Here is a 19,304-nt window from a genome sequence, read left to right on the forward strand (position 1 = left end):
ACCCATCAGAACCCACCCCCTCCGCCATCGCCGCCGTCTCCATCACCGTCTCCATCACCGTCTCCATCACCGTCTCCATCACCGTCTCCATCACCGTCTCCATCACCGTCTCCATCACCGTCTCCATCACCGTCTCCATCACCGTTGCCGCCATCACGATCCCCTCCGGCGTCGTCGCCGTTGCCGCCATCGCCGTCCCCTCCGCCGCCGTCTACGTCACTGCTGTCGCTTCCGTCGGCGCCATCGCCATCGCCAAACCCCGCCGCATTGGCGCTGTCCGCAGAATCGCTCCTGTCGCTGTCGTTAGCGTCGCCCGACTCGGTGCCGGTGTCCTCCCCCGCATCGCTGTGATCGCTATCAGTGCCATCCGTCTCGCCGAAGCCCGATGCGTCGGCGTTGTCCCCCGAACCGCTATATCCGGAGTCGTTGTCGCTGCTACCGATGTCGTCGTTGCCCTCGGCGGCATCGGTGTCACTGCTGTCGCCGGCATCGGCGTCGCCGCGGTCGGTATCACTGCTGTTGTCGCCGGCATCGGCGTCGCCGCTGTCGGTATCACTGCTGTCGCCGGCATCGGCGTCGCCGCTGTCGGTATCACTGCTGTCGCCGGCATCGGCGTCGCCGCTGTCGGTATCACTGCTGTCGCCGGCATCGGCGTCGCCGCTGCTCGCGGCATCTGTGTCGACGCGATCGCTGCTGTCCTCGGAATCGGTGTGAGTGGTGGCGTCGCTCACTGCACCCGACTCGCCAAAGCCCACCGCCTCGGCGCCATCTTCGAAGGCGCCATCCCCGAAACCACCGTCACCGCGATCACCGACATCGCTATCGCTGCCGTCGTCACCGTCATCACCGAGCGACTCCCCGAAGCCCGTCGCGTCGGCGGCGTCGCCGGAATTGAAGTCGCCGGGATTGCCGTCGTTCCCGTCGTTGTCGGCGGCGGTCCCGCCGAAACCCTCTTGATCGGCGCCCCCTACTCCGTCGGAACCCTCAGTTCCGTCGCCTCCCCACGTCTCGGGAACGTCAGAACTGGTCGTGTCATCTACACCGTTGGCGTCGCCCCGCGCACCGGCCGCCTCCTCACCGTCGTCGGCAGGGCTCGCTACGCCCCTGCCGTCGACCGTGTCGCGACTCCGCATCTCAGAGGCAACCGGACCCGGATCCAGAGCGCGGGCCATCTCGACATCGAGCCGCACTTCGTCTTCAAGTGATCGCCGGTCGGCGAGATCCTCGACGTCCGGAGTGATGCCCGCCGCACCCAGGGCCGCCTGTCGCGAATCGAGAAACCCATCCGCAAGAGTCCACAACTGTTGTGCCGGCGCCTGACCTGGAAGATCGGTCAGGACCACGTGACTCTGAGTGTCCTCAGCCGACACACCTACGAGAGGCGACTGTGGCGGCGGGCCCCCGAACGGACCAATCACGCTGCCAACCACACCGGCGGTCGTCACGGCCGCGTCGACAGCTGACTTCGCTCTATCAACTAGCGAGCGGTCTTCACTGTCCGACGATTCGTCACCTGCCATCTATCCCCCTCAGACGGGGGGACGATATCCGTACTGGCCGCGCTGCTGGACCGTTTTCAGAAGAATGGGCGGGCAGGGTCAGGGTGGCAACAACGAAGGCGTGCGCTGAGTGCCAGCGACCGTCTTCGTCCCACCGGCAAGCTTGTCGACCAGGAACACCTCGTCATCGTTGGTGCACAGCGGGCACATCACAGACTCATCCCAGTGCCTCTCGTTCTTGGGTTCTACCCGGGTACTAGTCATGGTGCAGCTGAGCACAAACCGACAGCATCCTCCCTAGACGTGCTTGGACGTGCCGCACGGAGATCTTCTGCCACCCGGGAAGCGATGTTTCCGTGAGATCCAGCGGTGCTGGAAACATCCAAGATTAAGGGGGCACCCGTGTCAGCACGACAGCAAGTGGCCGACTTCTGAGACGATTGAATCGCCCTGGGTTTCTTGGAGGCTCTGGTCTGCCCCCGGTTCCGCGGAGTCGAGATTCTCTGGATCTCATGCCACGGTGATGATGCGGTTCCTCTCGAACTCTATCGGCGTGAGCCATCCGAGTTGGCTGTGCCGGCGCCTGCGGTTGTGCCAGATCTCGAGGTACTCGAAGATCGCGTTGGCCAGCTCGAGTCGGGTGTTCCACTTCTTTCGGTCCAGGAGCTCGACCTGCATGCGCGAGCAGAACGATTCGATCATCGAGTTGTCGTAGCAGTCGCCGATGCTGCCCATCGAGGCCAGCAGACCGGAGTCCTTGGCGCGCTTGATGAAGGTCCATGATCCGAACTGGACGCCCTGGTCGGAGTGAATGATGGTTGCCCGGCTCGCGATGTTTGTCGAGCCGGCTGTCGATGGCCATGCCGAGCGCGTTGGTCACCAACGCGCCGGTCGGAGATGAGTCGATCGACCAGCCCACGACCCGGCGCGAGTAGGTGTCGAGGATGACGCAGCAGTAGACCTTGCCCTCTCGGGTCGGGTGCTCGGTGATGTCGGTGACCCACAGCTGGTTCGGGCCGGCGCGGTTGAAGTTCCGCTCGACTCGATCAGTCGCGATGTCATCGGGCTTGATCCGCTTCCAACGCCGTCTGCCGGTGACGCCCTGCAGGCCAGCGCGGCGCATCAGCAGCTCGACCTGGTTATGGCCGACCAGGACTCCGCGACCCAAGGTGAGTTCGGCGTGGATACGCCGGCTGCCGTAGATGCCGTGAGCCTCCGTGTGAATCTGGGTGATCAAGTCCCTCAGCATCGCATGCCGGATCGACCGCTCGGATGGGGTCCGCTTGCGGTGCTCGTAGTACCCGGACTCCGAGACCCCGAGAACACGGCAGGCGACCTGAACGGGGAGGTTCTCCGCGGCCATCACCTCGACGGCCGCGTACCGCCTTTTGGGCTGGTCTCTCCCTTAAGGAGCTCGACGGAGCGTCGGCTGACAGCCAACTCGATCTCGAGCTCACGGGTCCGCTTCTTCGCCGCCGCGAGCTCGCTAGCCTCTGCGGTGCTCAGACCCGTCGCGAGGCCACGGTCGATGCGGTCTTGGCGTCGCCAGTTGTAGATCGTCTGATCGCTGATGTCGAGGTCGTGCGCAACGCTCGCGACGCTTCGCCCGGCTCCAAGTAGATCGAGGACCTTGCTCCTGAACTCGGCTGAGTAGCCCTGTCGTCCCATCTGTTCCTCCTGGTGTCAGGCACCAGAATCCAGAAACCCAGACGCCGTGGAACCCAGGACACACCAGAGCCTCTACAGAACCCAGGGCGGTTCATATGGCCTAAGAAGCTGTACCCGAGGCTGCAAGAGCGAGGGCCGCTGGAAGCGTGCAAGATTGCTCAGCTGAACGGCGCGCTCGCCCGCGCAATGCGTCCGGCGTGACGCCGATCCGCCTGAAGGTGCGGAGCCAGGAGTTGGCCGCGTAGCGCCGTTGAGCGAGCCATTCTGGTGCGCTCGAATCACTGAGGCTCACCGAACAAACGCTCCCGCTCGGCCGCGATCACCACCCACGCCAGTTCGGCGTTGGTCATATCGAAGGCGTCGGGAGCCCGACCAGCGATCACGCTGTCGCGAGCGAACTCGTCAAACACGGCGAGCTTGTCGGCCAGAATCTCGCGAATCCGTTCATCAACACTGCGCTCGCTGACGAGGTGGTGTACCTGGACAGTCCTCGTCTGGCCCCCCGATGGGCCCGTGCGGCATCCTGTGCGTCCAGGGTCGGTCTGACCCGCGGCTCGCACAGGATGACCGTTGAGGTCGACTGGATGTTGAGACCCACTCTGCCGGCCGTGATCTGGGCGACTAGAACACCACCACCATCGGCCTTGCTGAAGTCGTCCACGAGCATCTGTCGGGCCGCAGCGGGGGTTGATCCGGTGAGCGGACCGAATACGACGCCCGGAAGTTCTCCGCAGACTCGGTCAAGGACGTCGCGAAAGTAGGAGAACACGATCACCCGGCGCTCATTGGCCTCTACCTCCTCGACAATCTCCACCAGCCGGTCGACTTTGACGGACCGCTCGGAGTGCATTGCGGCACGCCGCATCGCCATGAAGCTCCCCTCGGGCACCGCCTCGCCGTAGTCTCGCTCGTCCTCGGTCGACATGCCCAACCACTCGTCGGTCTCGGCGAGCTCGGGCAGCTCGGTGAGGACGTCCTCCTGGTCGCGACGCAGGTAGGCCGGCGCGGCGCGCTTGCGAAACGACAACGGCAGGAACTCCAGCGCGGACTCCGCGATATCGGGCACGCGACCTGCTGCCACGCGTCAACCTAGCCGCTGCAATCTTCGACGAGGCTCACTACCATCAAGAACCCCGCGTCCAAGCGCCTACATATCGCGGCCGAGATCATCGACGACGTGTGCCACGTCATGCTGATGACGGGGACGCCGCTGAAGAACAACGTCCAGGAGTTCAGCAACCTGATCGGCTACGTCCGGCCCCGGCCGAGCAGGTCGTAATGTCGTCACTGCGACCCCGCCGATGCGGGTCCAGACCTTGGCCGCTTGGGATCTCTCCCGCTGCGGACCGTTCAGACCGTGCACCGGGATGGTGGTGTGCTTGCGCGTCTCATTAGCCCAGTTGCTCACCACCGCCGCCGGACACACGACAAGGAAATGAACCTGACCGGAGGAGCGCAGTGGGCGGTCATCGCCAAGGCCTTGAGCGTCTTGCCGAGCCCCATCTCGTCGCCGACCACGACCTTCTCCTGCACCAGCGCGAACCGTGCGCCGAAGCTCTGGTAAGCGCGCAGCGAGGCTGTCAGGAGTCGCTTGATCTCCTTGCCCCGGACTGCCTCGACGATCTCCTCGGGGAGATCCCCGACAACTGGTCGGGCATGACCCGAAGTGGCTGTGGCACCGCTGTGCCGTCGGACGCGAGCACGGTTACGCCATGGACTTGACCTTCTCCTCGACGAAGGCAATCTCGTCATCGTCGAGCCCGTACTTGGCGTAAAGTTGGCCGTCGATCTCAGGGATCGACTTCACCCAGTCAATGTCTGACGCACTGGTGAAGTCCTGAGCTGGGACGAACTTCCAGGTGCTCCGAGGGTTGTGCTGCGTCACCTTGAGGATGCCAAGCATTACCCGCGCGAACTTCGACCTGACGTACTTCAGGCAGGCGTCCATCTCCCCCTCGGTCTCGAAGGAACCGATGGTGATGAACGTTTGAGTCACGCCCGATCCTGGCCCCAAACCGAGAGAATAACCCGACACGAGCGCTGGCTTGTCGCCAAGAACACCGCTTGCGTTTCTTGAGGCGGGGACCACCACCTTGAACTTGCCGTAACTTTCGGGCCCCGCCAAGTAGTCGCTGCGGATCCATCGGGATGCTCGCTGGTTCTTGATCAAGCCGAAGACCTGGACGTGCTTATGACCATCGGTCGGCTGTGCCTCGTGGAAGACGAACGAGAACAACTCAAATGCGTTGGTGCTGACCAGGGCGGTGTTTCCTTCGGGTCGTAGGGCGAGCGCCTCAGGATGATCCTCATACAGTTTGTCGGTGTAGCGGTACGAGCGGGAACTTGTGATTCCGAGAGTCTCGATGAAAGCGGTTCCAGATTCTATCACCTTCTGGAGAATGGTGTTCAGTTCCGGATACTTGGTAAAAGTCCCAATCGGCTGACCTTGACGGTCGACGTCTCGGTAGGTGACGGCGATGCCGCCCATGATCTCGGTGCCGGGGAACAGCGCGTCACTGTTGGGCACATAGATCGGGACTGTCATGTGTGGATCTGCAAGCATCTTCGCGTTCCACGGCTTGGGCGTGAACCCTGCGTTGAACAGGAATCGCGCGGGCGTGATGAGCACGACTTTGGCACCGACTTCATAGGCGGCGTCCATGAACCGGTGGTAGACCGGAGTGTCCCGCGTCCCTCCGCCTTGTGCCTCTTCTTGGTAGGGCGGATTGCCGATGACCACGTCGAACTTCTTCGTCATCTCAGTCGTCTCCCAGCATCTCGTCGACGGCGGCTTGCCGCTCGGCCGCGCTCATCTTGGCGAGATTTCCCACCTTGAAGTGCCCGGAGTCCACTATCCATGCCCTGCGTTCCGGGACGCCCCCGGAAACAGCCTCCATCGTGATCGCGTGAAGAATCTGGTCGTGGCTCATTTCGAAGATTTGTGAGGTGAGAATGTGCCGCAGACGTTCCTCCTGGTCGGGAAGGACGGTTGCCAGGCCCGTGTCCAGCCGCCGTACGATCTCCATGAGGAAGAGCCCGGCCGTGGAAAACAGGTCGGCGAACGTCTTGTCCGGGTCGGAGAAAACGCCCGGGTTCTCCGCCTCGAGGATGTCGACCATCGTCTTGACGACCGACTGCGGTGTGAAAACCAGCGATGTCTTCTGCTGCGGGATGTAGGCGAAGATGTTCTCGGTTTGCGCGTCGTTGAAGTAGTCAGCCAGCGCCTGCTTCTTGTCCAGGAACTCCTGAACCGCCTGGTCGAACACCGCTTCGTCGAAGAGGCCGGGGATCGTAGTTGACGTGCCGTCCTCCTCGACGACCTCACGGCCGTCGCGGAGCAGGCGGAACTCAGCCTCGGTTATGCCAGTGATCTCTTCGAACACGTCTGCGGGCGTGTAGTCGTCGAAGTTCGACAAGCGGACGTCCCGGTCGGCGTACGCCATGAGGAACATCGGGATCGTGCGGGCGAATCCGCGCAGGTGCGAACGGGCGTCGTCCATGGTCTTGTTCGCCCGCTTCTGTTCCTTCATGGTCTCCTCGCGGGTGACGACGTCGGGTACGACCTCGTCGATCGTCTTGGTGACGATCGCGAGGATGTCGGCCTGAAAGGACAGGTCCAGCTTCGCCTTCTTGTCCTGAGCAGCCTCGGCCTCGGCCTCGGTCGCGGCGTTCTTAAGCTCGTCGTCGAGGTGCCTGGTCGCGATGTTGCGCTCGGTGTAGGCCCGCTCGATCTGATCCTTAACGGCCTGCTCGACGCGCTTCTCGTCGCGTTCGACCTGCCCGTTGGTGAGGCCATACGCATCCTTCAGCTTCTTGCGCTCGGGTCTCGTCTGCTCCGTCACCGCCTTGGCGATCGCAGCTGCCGCAGTTGCAGCCGGCGCATCGGGCGCTGCCACCGGGATGTCGTCGACGCTCCACACTGGCTTGCCGAGCTCTTCGACCTTGGGGTTGATGACGGTCTCGACGTCGACCTGCACGTTGCCGTCCCGATCGGTGACGGGCGGCGGCACCGGGATCTCGATTGGGTCTCCAAGCTTGACCTTCCCCTGCTTGGCGGTGGGAAGCTTGTCGAGAATCTCCTTGATGTGCTCGGAGTAGCGGAAGATCCCCGCGACGTTGGCGAACAGCAGGTTCGACAGGAAGCCACGCCGCACGACCTCACGCGCCTTGAAGACCTGGGGGAAGGTGAGAACCTGCCCGGCGTCGAGCTCGATCATCCGACCCTCGGCGTCCTCGCCGAGAACGGGGAAAAAGTTCAGGAGGACACGGATGTTCTCCCGACGGAGATGCGGGTCTCCAGACGGGTTGGCACGGAGGTTGTTGGCGAAGGCGTCGAAGATCGTGAGGGTGCGCTCAGGTGCGAAGTCGAAAATGTAGGCGTTCTGCTTCTGGTAGACGTGCCCGGCGCGCTCGAAGGTGCACGGGTTCTGCGCTCGGAAAGCCGCCTGCATGTACTGGGCCGGTGACGAGAGATTCGACAGCATGATGACCGCCGTCCACTCCGGCACCGTCACGCCGGTGGTCAATTGGCCCACCGACAGCGTGATCGTCCTGCCGTCGGCCTTCTCGGCCTGGGCGATCGCTGTACGCACCTTGTCGAGGGACTTGCCGACCGCGACCACGTCGACGGCGTCATCGTTGGTTCTCCCGTCGCCCGCAGCGAGGATGACGGTGTAGTCCTTGAAGACTTCGTGCTTCTTGAGAAGCCTCTCAAGGGCCTTGGCCGAGGCAACGCGGTTGAGCAGCCAGAACGAGTGGCGCACCTCATCTCGCAGCTCGGGCGTGGAGAAGGGGTACTTCTCGTTCGTCGCCATGCAGTCCAGGAACTTAACGACCTCGTCCTCGTGCTCGAAGAAACCACTCGCCTTCGTGGCGAAGAACTCGTTGAGGTCGAAGGTGAAGTCGACGTTCGCCTCTTCCTCGGCCACGGCGACGCCCTCCGCCAGACGATCGGTGATCATGCGCGAGACCTGATATGTCAGGAGGTTAAGTGTCGGCAACGCCGCATAAGGGTTCTCCTGTCCATCCTCGACCCACTGGCGACGTGCGAGCTGTTCGTCCTCGTAGGTCCAGTTGAAGATCTGGTCCGGCGTGAACTTGCCCGACGCGAGCGCCTTGAAAGGCGTCCCCGACAGATGCAGCGTCCACTTCCGCGTGATCTGGTCGAAGGCGACGTCGGTCTTGGTGGTGTCGATGCCCTCGTGGGCCTCGTCGATCACCAGCAGGTCCCAGTCGAACTGGGCGATGTGCTTGAGCTTGTCGAAGGCGCCGCCGAAGTACTGCGAACCCTTGAGGTCCTGCAGCGAGAGGAACTCGCAAATGCGTGGGTCCTCGCCCTGATGGTTGGACAGGTAAGCGCGCCACTGGTCCCGCGTCATAGGAGCACGAGCGGCCAGGGACGCCGAGTCCGAGACGAACTTGAAGGTCGTCTGGTGAGCGATGAAGCGCGAGAAGTCGTCGAACCAGGAGTTCGCGATCGCCGGTCGGTTCGTGACGATGAGGACCTTGCGCACGTCAAGACTGCGCATCAGGTCGTAGGTGGTCAGGGTCTTACCGAAGCGTGGCTTGGCGTTCCAGAGCACCTGGTCGTGGCCGGCTTCGAAGGCCACGACCGCTTGGTCGACAGCCGCCCGTTGCTCAGGCCGTAGCTCGTACTCTTCCTCGCTATCGCCCGTGAGGTCTGGGAAGTCCTGGCCGGCGAAATCGTTGAAATAGTCCAGGGACGACTTCGGCGCGGGATCGAGGTTGTGCCATTCAGTACGTGCGGGATGAGTCTCGCGCTCGACGCCCTGCTGCTTCATGTAGGCGTGAAAGTCGGAGTCTTTAAAACGCCCGCCAGCCTCGGACGTGAACAATGCCCGCCTTGACCACACCCGCTGCTTCTCGACGGAGAGTTGGGACGCCTGCTGCGCGATGCGGAGGTCAGCGCTCGCCTGTTCGGTATAGCCGATCTTCTCCCAGCCGTCGTACTTCGGGATGTCCGGCGTGCGCCACGAGTAGACAAGCGGAACGATCTCTCGGTACGTCCTGATCTTGGGGCTAGGCATCGGTCTTCTCTGATTCGTGGACCTTGTCGATCCGGCACGCGGGATAGTTGGCGTAGACAGCGAAGTCGAAGCCAGACTCGCCTCGCAGCGAGACGAAGGTAAACGGATCACGCTGAACGTCGCGGGGTTTTCCGTTGATCCGGTGCCACCAGGAGAACTGGATGGACTGTCCTTCAGCGGTCTGGCCCGTCAGCGTGTTGCCGCGCACGATGTTCGCCTCGATCAAGAACGACGCGGCCCGATGCAGGTCGGTCTCAGGGCCGCAGGGCGCGCCGTGGGCGTCGTGGAAACGATCGAACTCGGCGAGCATGGCCGCCCTCGCGTCAATGTGGTTGTCCTCGAGCAGCTCGATGCCGTAGATGGAGGCGAGAGCGAACAAAGACTCAATCGGCCATGCCTCCGCTGCGTGCCACTTCTCGATCGCGTCAAGCTTGCGCCGCAGGATCGCGACGAGGAAGTTGCCGTGGCCAGCCGCCGGTTCGAGGAACGTCCTATCGACGAAATCGGGGCCGGTGTCCAACTCCTCCGAGACTAGGTCGAGCATCTGGTCGACCATGTGGCGCGGAGTGAAGACCTCACCGTAGGTCTTCACCCGATGCCGCGACCGCACCGCCTGCTCCCCCGGGATCGACTGCGAAACTGTCACGTGCACGGCTCGTGCAACATGGGCCTCGGCACCGGTCGTAGGACACGCCTTAACTGTGACGGCACGTGCACTCCAGATTCTCCGAGAAGTTGACTCCCGCCGAACCTATCCTCTTCGGCTTCCAAGTTCACGCTCCGTCGCGCGGGCACTCATCTGCAAGCATGCAGCAAGGCCGATCCGGTGCGCTGGCTGCGCCGTTCGGACACACCTGGTCGACGCTGTGTTTGCCGGCTGGCTCGCCTCAGCGTCCTCGGGCGCCTGATCTCTGTCGCGTTGCCTTTCACCCTGGTCGATGCAGCCCTCAAGACGCGCGAACGCCGCAGCGCAGACCAGGCGGCTGAGAAGGCGGCGAATGAGCCGTCCGACCCGCGCCGGTGCGTAGAATGCGGTCGAATGACAGCCGAGTCTGCTGCACGATGAGGTGACCCCTCTGCGTCTCTCCCGCGTGCTGGATTCGTCCCCAGATGCATTCGGCGATGGCGACAGTCGGGGTCGTCCGTGTGCTGAAACCGGCAGTAAACAGCGGGGCTTACGTGTTGCTGGTCTTGAGCTCAGGAACCGGAAAGCAATCGAGGATCTCGTCCCGTAAAGCGCCTGCTTCACGTTTGTGGCCAGTGGTGAAACTACGCAGCCCTCCCCTTATGTCGGTGATCCGGTCGACGTAGTAGATCTCCTCGACGGAGCACGCCTCGCACACATCAACCGAGACGAATGGCGACATGGCAACGCACGACTCCGTTTGCTCATGACGAAGATAGACGACACCAGAGGCCCGAGGAACGCTCGATACAAACTCGGTCCACTCGAAGTCCGGATGGTCGCCGGTCAACGACCTTGCCTGGACGGCAAACGAGTTCCCCTTCCGCTGCCAATCTGCCCTTTCAACCAAGAGCCACTGGGTTTCTGCGAGCAGGGCAGCGCCCTCTAGTGCCGAGTTCATGGTGTTCAAGATCGCCTCGACCGAGTTGCGGGCCTCGATCCCGGATCGTGGTGCACCACCGTGCGCCGTTGAATTGCGCCAGGTTACAAGCTCAGCGAGATCAGACAGTAGGCCGCGACCCCCCTTGAGTCGACGGGTCGCATCGGCCAGGCCGTAGGCATCAACCCCACGACTTCTGGCAAGTCTTCCGACACCGTCGATGGCTCCGAGCCAATGTCCGAGACTCGGTCCTCCGGATTTCCACTTGTTGGCCAGTTCACCAAGTTGGTGCACATCAACAGCCGTAGCTTCAGCCGCGTGCGCCCAAGCTGCCGCAGTGGAGCCAAGGGTCACCAGAATGGACTCGATCAACCTGATCACAGCCGCGTGCTGCGCCAGCGGTTCCTGCTGTTGTCGAAACTGTCGGAGAGCGCGAGCCACGGGGTAGGGATAAACGTCTTGAAACGCACGTGCAACTTCCTGCTGCCTTTGGAGTTGGCTCTTAACCAGCCGCGCTTCGTCGGCCGCCTCTTGGAGTTCTTGGCCAACAAGGGCTTGATCAAACGATCTGAACGCCTGATCCCTGCGTTGCTTCAGTCCAGAAATCAACCCATCCAATTCATCAATTGCCTGATCAATCTCCCGAAGGCTTTCAGAGCCCGCTGTCTGCTCTATCGCAGCAAGATCTGGAACAGGAACAGCTACGAGATCCTGGCGACGGAGTTGTTGCATCGCCGACCCAACTGGAATATTTAGGCGCTGAGCAGTGGATGACTTTAGGTATGCTGCCAGCAAGCCTGGGGAAACAAGTCCTTTGTTTCGAAGGAGGATCACACCGGTCCCAACGGCGACGCCGTGAAGTTCTTGATCAGCGACCGCCCAGTGTTGCGGGGCTAAGGTCCGACCAACAACATCCCCCGCCGCAATACGCGTCGCCCTCTCGCCGACGGTCTTCAGTGCGAGTTCGCTCAGCCGTGGGAGACGGTCTCGAATGAGACCGGCTGTCAGCAGAGGTTCGCCTCCGGCTAGGCCAGCCGTGTCGCGAGCCTGTTGCGGTCGAGCCATGACAACTTCAACCACATCATCTAGTCGTCGCACGCCCCGAGCTTCTGCTGCTTGGTCCATCAGATCGGCTCGCTCGCCGTCGAGATGGGCCAAATCCCAAGGTGACTCCGGGGCGGGAAGCGGGGATAGCCGAAACGCTCCGCGCTCTGGTCGTTTCCCGCTCGACGTGTTTGCAAGTTCGTCAGCCAGCCGCCTTCCGCTACGTACATCTCGACTCAAAGAAGCTACTTGCACCCTGGGCTGGACGGAGTTGGCGATTGGCTCGCATCGAATCAGTACCTGAGGCGCGGAACTGAGTCCGCCTGGATTCTTCGCAAAGACTATGTGCGTGACCAGCTGTTCAGATAACACCTTTCGAAACTCCTGGTGCCGCGCACTAGTTAGCGATTCCTGACTTATGGCAAGGACGGCGCGACGAGGTTGTCCGTTCTCAGACCTTAAGAACTCCGCAACCCCGCGCATTGTCTCCACCCAAGGAGAAGATTGCGACACGTCAAATGCGGCAAATAGTAGATTCGCCTGAGGATGCAGTTCGATCTGCGCCTTCATACGCTCGAATCGCAACGATAGCGCCGTGGCTATCGCTGGAGTGCCGATGCGAACCCCGCTAGCATGTTCTGGTCGGTCATCGACAGGGATATCGAAACCAACCAGTGCGAGTACTTCCTCGCCTTCCGTGAAGGCTGCTAGAGCTGTCGCGACCGGCGCAACCTCCTGACCAACTAGTTGAGTCACCAGGCGGGAAAACTCACCTACAGGTGATGTCTGTTGCGCTTCCGCATCTTCGATTGATCCACTCACGCCTTCCAACTCTGCCACATGGGTGCCGCAGAAAGTGCCCAATCGGCCCGAGCGATCGCGATAGGCGGAACCAAACGCTCGCTGGTCGGCGTGCTTCGCCCAGGAATCTCTGGATGCTCGGCTAAGCCGATTGAGTGAATCTCGTAGCGATCTGCGGTGAGGATGGCCAGTGCCGCACTGCTAGGTGGTCGATGGCTGCTGCTCCGACGACTCGGCCGGGGTGCCTATTGTTGTGCAGAACACAGTGCTGGCCATGAAGACCGTGCAAGATTCGCCGGTCATCTGCGGCACCGACGTCATGCCCGTTCGAGGGAACGAATTCAACGGGGCGTCTCCCCCAACTCTGACCCACATGGCTCTACGTGCGCTTGCGACCCTACGCGTGACGCACTTCTGCCGTCATCCCCATCGACTTCGACACCTTTTAGACGTCATCGGAAGCGGCGGTCTTCACTCGTGGTCGACTGAAGTCGACAGCGGCAGCGGCGGTGGCTCGAGGTCGATCGCCAGATCGGCCAGGTCCAGTTCCAGATCGCCTAAGTAGCGCAGCAAGTCGGCTTGGCGAGGCTGGCCGAGCACCATCCGGTAGGCGCCGAAAGTACGTAGGAGCCTGCGCAGTGCGTGTGCCTCGCGGCTGAGCGGTAGCGCGGGAATGTAGCGCTCGATGCGCGCCGGACCGTCGAGCGGCGGGATCCACGACGGATAGATCTCGCTCGCCCCTGGCTCCCGATCTGCAGCCGCAAGCTCGAACACGCAGCGCCAAGGACTAATCGCGGCTACGACTTCAGGTCGCCCCCCGTAAACGCTCGCCACGTTCTTGCGCACCGCATGGCCCTGGTAGCGATGCACGCGGCCCTCACGCTGCTCAAGGTCGACGGGGTTGGCCGGGAGGTTCCAGTGGACGACAGCGTGGCTGTACTGATGGAAGTCGAGACCTTCCTGCCCCACCGACGTCGAGGCGAGGACGAAAGGCCAGAATGGCGAGTTGAACGCGGCTCGGACCTGGCCCTCGCGCATCGCGCTGCTGTCGTCCTCGGCGACCCCTCGACCGAACCTGACCGCCAGGTGGCTGCGGGTCCGTCGGGTGGTCAGGTCGACCCGGTGGCGGCGGACCTGGACGTCGGTGAAGGTCTGGGCCGCCGTGCGCAACGAGACGGCCTCATCGAAGCTCCGGGCGATCTCTAGTGCCCGCGCACCCCGCTCCGTTGCCGAGGCCAGCTGGTCGAGCACGTAAACGTACTCATCGAGGACTGCCCCCAGGCCACCGTGGACGCAATACGCGAGGACGTCCTGCCAATAGGCACCATCGGATCCCCCTCGCACGATGCCCATCACCTCGGGCTTGTTGAATAAGTTGCGCAGCGACCAAGCCATCGCCGAAGCTGCCTCACGGACGTCGTCGATCATCTCGGTCGACGACCCGCCAGAGAGTTGCGCCAGACTGCGCACCGCAGCATTCCCAGGCCCACCGATCGCGAGCATCACCAAGACCTCCTCGAGGTCGGCTGGACGACGACCGAGCTCGACCGATGTGATCGCAGAAGCCTCGTCACAGTGGTCGTCGAACCGGCGGTGGTCGTCGTGCTCCTCGTAGGAGAAACCGTAGGTGAGCTCGCCCATCAGGTCGGCCTCGCGCTGGCGGTCGAGGAGTGCTCCCGTTGCCCAGTACCAGCGTTCGTCCTCTGCTCCTGAGCTCGGTCCGAGAGGCAGCTCCGCCAACGCAGCAGCCACTCGTCGACGCACCTCGCCCTCGAGGACCGCCCACGACAGGGGCAGGGTCTGCCCCAGGTCTCGCGCGACGGCGAGCGGGTCACCCAGCTCTGAAAGCGTCACACTCGGATAGAGCAAACCAAACACAGGCATACCAGTGTTGCGCCCCTCAGCGCTCCGATTGAACGTCAGCAGCCCAGTCGGGCGGGTCGCGTCGTACTGAGCGAAACCGCTGGACGTGCTCGTCTCGCGTGCACGTTCGCTGATGCGTCGCTCCGCCTCATAACTGAGGACGGTGCTGATCGCCTTCGGCGCGACGGCCCAGGCCGAGAAGATCAGCCGCTTGGTAAAAGTGACGAGCTCGGCGTCGGCATACGCCAAGTCGAGCTTGTAATAGGGCAAGGAGGGCGGGATCCACAGCAGCTTCCAGGCACCCCGATCGAGTACGTCGCCGACAAGTCCGCGCATCTTGGCATTGCCGGGGTCGATGGCCGCATAACTGCTTACATCGGACCACGTCAGGCGCGATCCACCCGGCGTGGCGAAGGCAGCGACGAGCGCCGGATCATCAGGTGCGTGCTTGGTCAGCCGGTCCTTGACCTGGTAGCGCTCCATAAGCTCGAGCACGAACGGCGAGGAGCGCCAGAACTCCAATGGATCCTGGCCGCCGACCACCTTGGCCACCGCGCCCAGCCGTCGATAGTCGCGGACGTCCTCGGGCACGAGCTTGGTCAGCGGCCACTCGCACTCGACCACAAACCCATCACGGTCCGCGGTCGTTGCGAGGCGCTCGGTCCGGCACATAACCCGACGCAGCTCGGTTTGAGCAGCGTCACGCTCTCGACGTACGCGGTCGAGGTCTCGGGCGTACAGCCCCGAACGCATCCCTGCCATGTGCGACTTGACCCGGGCGGCCCGCTCATTGCCGGCCAGGAAGCGGATGGTGTCCACGAAGTCGCGGTAGTGGTCGTCGCCCTCAGGCTCGTCGGGGAGGGTGTACATCTTGAAGGGCGTGGCACTCAACATCAGTAGACGGCAGTCGGCATGGTCGAAGAGCTCTCGCGCGAGCTCGGCACCCTCGCCCTCGTCAGCCAGAAGGTCCTTGAAACGTTGAAACTCGTCGAGGATCACGAGGTCGGGCTGAAGCCGCGTCACAGCTGCCCTAGCGAGCGATCGACGCAGGCGGCCCATCAGTGCGTAGCGCCGCGAGCTCAGGCCGTACGACACCTTCGTCGCCATGCGAAACTCCTCGACGCAGTCGATCACGTCATCCAGCAGCGACCCCTCGCCCTCGCTGTCGTCGAGCAGCAACTTCTCGAAATCCTTGGCAAGCTCGGCAGAGATGACCGAGTCGTCGTGATCACGCACGTGGCGCTTGAACTTGTCGTGTCCCGCGGTGCATCGGAAGAACTCCGTCCATGGACCTGGTCGGACCCTCGGCTCTGCAATTTTGAGCATGCGATAGAGCAACACCCGCTCTTCAGCGCGCCCGCCGTTGCTGCGCAGGTTGAAGGAGGTGTCGGGCGTGAACGAGATGAAGTTGAGTTTGCGACCCTGCAGATGGCGCAGCTGCGAGGCCAGCATTGTCAACCGGTCCGCATCGTGCCTCGCTACGCCGCCTCCGATCCGGAGCTTGGGGAGGTTCTGGCGCGCGATTTGACTGTTGGAGCAGATGTAGACCACGTCGATGCGGTCGACGGAGTCCCAAAGATGCTCGATCGTCTTGGCGATCACGCCACGGGCAACCAGGGTCTTGCCCAGACCGACCTCGTCGGCCACGAGGAAGCGTCGCGTCGGATCGTCGGGGTGCCAGAGACGGTCGTGCACCATCTCGACGGTCGCACGTTGAAAGTCCTTCAGGATGCTGAGCTCGTGCTCCAGGTCGGGGCGCTCCTGCGAATCAGTGCTCATGCGTGCCTCCCCTCCCAGACGACCTGCCAGAGCTCGAGGAACTCGGCGTCTAGTGCGGGTAGTTCGCCGTCGTCTCCCCGCAGGTCTTCCAGCAAGCGGTGGGCCCGAGCCAGTGCATCGTCGTCACGCGCAGCAGCTCGGATCAGTGGTTCCAACAGGACGAGGTCGTCGAACCATTGACCGAAACCGACGCCAAGCCCGCCGCCAGCGTCGTCGTCGTCGGATGCGAGTCGATCGAGGAGGTCGTCTGCGCCGAGGTCGCCGAGCAGGAGGGTCAGATAGCGAAGCAGATCCTGCTGGCGGGAGAGCAGGTCACGCAGGAGGCGTCGCAGTCGATCAGCGGGCGCCCCCTCGACGTCACACAGGGCAACACATTCGCGCGTGAGGTCTTCGCCATCGAGGGTGACCGTCGTGCTGAGCACCACGTAGGGGCCGAGCGCGTGCAGGCCTAGGCCGCGCCAGATGGCAGTCCGCCCGACGGGTAGGGGCTGAGCGTTGTAGAGGCCGACCGGGCGAACTGTGGTCACGGCGGCCAACCCATGGGGATCCGCGGGCAGCTCGAGCCGGAGGCTCACGTCGTAGGAGTCGCCTGGCTGCGTCACCTCCAGTGCGGGTCGCTCCGCAGCGATCGCCGCGTGCCACGACTCGATGCGCCGCTCGGTTGCGTAAGCGGGATCGTCCACCCCCTCGTCGGCGGCGCACTCGTAGGCTTGGGCGAGCTGTAGCAGTCCCGACTTGCCGTCGCTCAGAAGCGCGTCCGGCCCGCACGTCACGCGAGGCCCAGTGAGGTGGACCGACAGCTCGATGTTGGCGCCGAAGGCGGCTCCCGTGCAGTTCGCGGAGCCCGTTAGTACGTGGCCCGCCTCCCCATCGTCCCAGCAGAACACCTTTGCGTGGAGACCTCTTGGAGGTGGCCCTTGTGCCTGCCGTGCCCGCCCGTCGTCGGCGTCGAGCAGCTCATCGAGGTCGGCGACGTCCGCCATCGGTTGGAGCACCAGGGTTTCCGCTCCTCGACAGGCGGCCCGGCCAACCCGGTCCAGGGTGTCGGACCGGGAGAGCAGCACTCGGCGCCCGTCCGCGCGTGGAAGGCGCCCGAGCGCGCCGACGTCGAGGAACGGCGAGATGACCATCCAGGACAGAGCCGTCGTGGGAAGAGGCCAGGATCCGCCGGACGGCGTGCCGAGCGCGAGTACCTCCGCAGCCGTGAAGGGGGCAGGCACACTGAGACGTGCTTCGGCGAACGTCCGGAACAGGTCGTTGATCAGGTTCTGCTTCGCATCGTCCAAGGGGCGAACCAACATCTCGAGCACCTCAGCGGCAAAGGTAACCAGCGGCGCGGCGTCCATGATAATCGCGGCATCGTCGTCCTCGTCGCAGACGAGCACTGTGTCCCAGGACCGATCTCCGGTGAGATTGCGACTAAGGCACACGAAACGGTGCCGATGGTTGCCCGAGACGTCGATGAACCTGAGTAGCCAGATCTTCGGGTGGAACGTGCCACCCGGTGGCGGGTGCACCTCGGCCACGATCCCCTCGGCGAAGGCCGCCAGTCGCGGATAGGTTGGCGGCACGTGGATGCCGGCGGCCTGACACAGCACCACCGTGTGCTGGGCATGCCGACGAATCGACTCCAGAAGGGCTACTGGGGTTGCCGGGTCGATCGTGGCGGCGTCTCCCTCGCTGTGGTCGTATGCAGCCATTGCCAGTGGCGCCAGAAGCAGCGTGTGCAGGTCGAGGGTGTAAGTCGTGGCGAGCGCCGCATCGACGGCGTGTCCAGCCGGTGGCCGCAAGGCATCAGTGAGGAGGTGACGGTCCTCGGGATCCAGCATCAGAGGATCTCCTCGGTCGACGCGTCGTCTCGTGTTAGACCCTCGTGAAGATCTGTCAGATAGCTGCGCGCAATCCCCCAGCGGTAGCCCAAGCGTCCGGTGCCCGCGCCGGGGGACCAGGTCTCTCGGGCCTGGGCATGGTGCAGACGCGCCCGCCGGCCCTTCAGGCGCAGCTCGCGTTCGATAATCAGTCGTCGCGCTGCTTCGCCCCGATGCTCACCGCGCTCGGCCACGCCACACCAGCGCTCGACGAAGTCCTGGGTTGAGGTGCGCAGGCGTGGGTTGAGAGCGCGCACGTGCGACCAAAAGGTCGGGCGCGACCACGCCTCGAAGACCCGATGGTCGCTCAGCTCCGACTCCCAGTCGGCGAGCGCTTCGTCGAACACCGAGACCAGGTCATCTCGACGGGTGAGCTCAGCGAGCATCAGGTTGTAAAGCAACGGCGCGCCGTGCCATGCGTGGTGCAGCCGCCGGGCGTGCTCGACAGAGGCGCTCAATGTCTCGGGAAGATCGGCAACGGCGGGCATCTCCCATGGCCAAGCACCACTTGCCCCGCGTGGTCGCGCAGCCAGCCACGAGAGCAACGAGCCGCCCGGCAGCCGAACCAGCATGCTCTGGAGGAAGTCAGCCTCGTCGGCGCGGAGATCGAAGGTGGCCGTCTTCAACAGGTCACGAGGAGGAGCCGGAATGTCCCGATGGACGCCTAGATCCGGCCCTCCGGCCTCGTCGACGTCTCCCTCGGTCACGTCGCGACCGCGGCGCGCCGCCTGGCCGGCTCGTCTTAGATGTGCGTCGATGCTCGAATCCCAACCGATCAGACCGAGCCGCTGCAGGGCTGGCCAGTAGACCTGGCTCGGCATCGTCAGGAGGCGCTCCTGGGCCTGACTGCCGATCACCCCGCTGGTCATCCCGCCTTTAAGCAGCGCCTTGATAAGCCGGACCTCGTGGCTTTTCAGCTCGATGCGGGCCGCGTCGATAGGCTGGCCTTTTCGCGTGGACTCGAGCAGGAGCCACGGCACGAACAACAAATAGCGAATGCGGGTATGCAACACCGACGTGCCCGGGAAGAACGAGTTGGAGAACGCGTCGCGGATCGGACCGATGCCGAGTTCGTCGACACTGGATTTGTCCTGGAAGAGCTTGACGACCTCGTTCATCGCCGCTCGCTGAGCGTCGTCCTGGTCGAGCCAGCCGAAGGTGGATGCCATT

General features: G+C 63.5%; 12 protein-coding genes and 1 pseudogene. All 13 read right to left on the reverse strand.

Annotation, left to right across the window (positions count from 1 at the left end; translation table 11 throughout):
* Window positions 1-5 precede the first annotated feature (5 nt).
* Window positions 6-1,343, reverse strand: a complete 1,338-nt coding sequence (locus FJQ56_RS22330; RefSeq protein ID WP_211350712.1) for a hypothetical protein — start codon at window positions 1,341-1,343, stop codon at window positions 6-8.
* Window positions 1,344-2,009: 666 nt separating this feature from the next.
* Entirely contained in the window at window positions 2,010-2,234 is a 225-nt protein-coding gene (locus FJQ56_RS00695) for an integrase core domain-containing protein (protein WP_140007300.1), read from the reverse strand.
* Between the two features lie 115 nt (window positions 2,235-2,349).
* A pseudogene (locus FJQ56_RS23015) lies at window positions 2,350-2,862 on the reverse strand (IS3 family transposase); the annotation flags it as partial.
* A complete protein-coding gene (locus FJQ56_RS00705; protein WP_140007301.1) occupies window positions 2,862-3,167 on the reverse strand; it encodes a transposase in 306 nt (101 codons plus the stop codon). The pseudogene FJQ56_RS23015 and the gene FJQ56_RS00705, both read right to left, overlap by 1 nt.
* A 278-nt stretch (window positions 3,168-3,445) precedes the next feature.
* Window positions 3,446-3,577: a hypothetical protein gene (locus FJQ56_RS22825; protein ID WP_281284647.1), complete on the reverse strand. Its 132-nt coding sequence runs from the start codon at window positions 3,575-3,577 to the stop codon at window positions 3,446-3,448.
* A complete protein-coding gene (locus FJQ56_RS00710) occupies window positions 3,547-4,248 on the reverse strand; it encodes a helicase-related protein (protein WP_140007302.1) in 702 nt (233 codons plus the stop codon). The genes FJQ56_RS22825 and FJQ56_RS00710 overlap by 31 nt, the downstream gene beginning before the upstream one ends.
* A 624-nt stretch (window positions 4,249-4,872) precedes the next feature.
* Window positions 4,873-5,925 carry an Eco57I restriction-modification methylase domain-containing protein gene (locus FJQ56_RS00715; protein ID WP_140007303.1) on the reverse strand — a complete coding sequence of 351 codons (1,053 nt, stop codon included), beginning with the start codon at window positions 5,923-5,925 and terminating at the stop codon, window positions 4,873-4,875.
* 1 nt (window position 5,926) lies between these two features.
* On the reverse strand, window positions 5,927-9,214 hold the full coding sequence (locus FJQ56_RS00720) for a DEAD/DEAH box helicase (RefSeq protein WP_140007304.1): 3,288 nt from the start codon (window positions 9,212-9,214) through the stop codon (window positions 5,927-5,929).
* On the reverse strand, window positions 9,207-9,806 hold the full coding sequence (locus FJQ56_RS00725) for a DNA methyltransferase family protein (RefSeq protein WP_140007305.1): 600 nt from the start codon (window positions 9,804-9,806) through the stop codon (window positions 9,207-9,209). The genes FJQ56_RS00720 and FJQ56_RS00725 overlap by 8 nt, the downstream gene beginning before the upstream one ends.
* Before the next feature lie 583 nt (window positions 9,807-10,389).
* Entirely contained in the window at window positions 10,390-12,645 is a 2,256-nt protein-coding gene (locus tag FJQ56_RS00730) for a restriction endonuclease subunit S domain-containing protein (protein ID WP_140007306.1), read from the reverse strand.
* Window positions 12,646-13,095: 450 nt separating this feature from the next.
* Complete coding sequence (locus tag FJQ56_RS00735) at window positions 13,096-16,266, reverse strand: DEAD/DEAH box helicase (RefSeq protein ID WP_140007307.1); 3,171 nt, start codon at window positions 16,264-16,266, stop codon at window positions 13,096-13,098.
* Entirely contained in the window at window positions 16,263-18,095 is a 1,833-nt protein-coding gene (locus FJQ56_RS00740) for a phospholipase D family protein (RefSeq protein ID WP_140007308.1), read from the reverse strand. The genes FJQ56_RS00735 and FJQ56_RS00740 overlap by 4 nt, the downstream gene beginning before the upstream one ends.
* On the reverse strand, window positions 18,095-19,303 hold the full coding sequence (locus tag FJQ56_RS00745) for a DUF6361 family protein (protein WP_140007309.1): 1,209 nt from the start codon (window positions 19,301-19,303) through the stop codon (window positions 18,095-18,097). The genes FJQ56_RS00740 and FJQ56_RS00745 overlap by 1 nt, the downstream gene beginning before the upstream one ends.
* Window position 19,304: the final 1 nt, after the last annotated feature.

It is taken from the genome of Nocardioides plantarum (genome assembly GCF_006346395.1).
GTDB classification, from domain to species: Bacteria; Actinomycetota; Actinomycetes; order Propionibacteriales; family Nocardioidaceae; genus Nocardioides; species Nocardioides plantarum.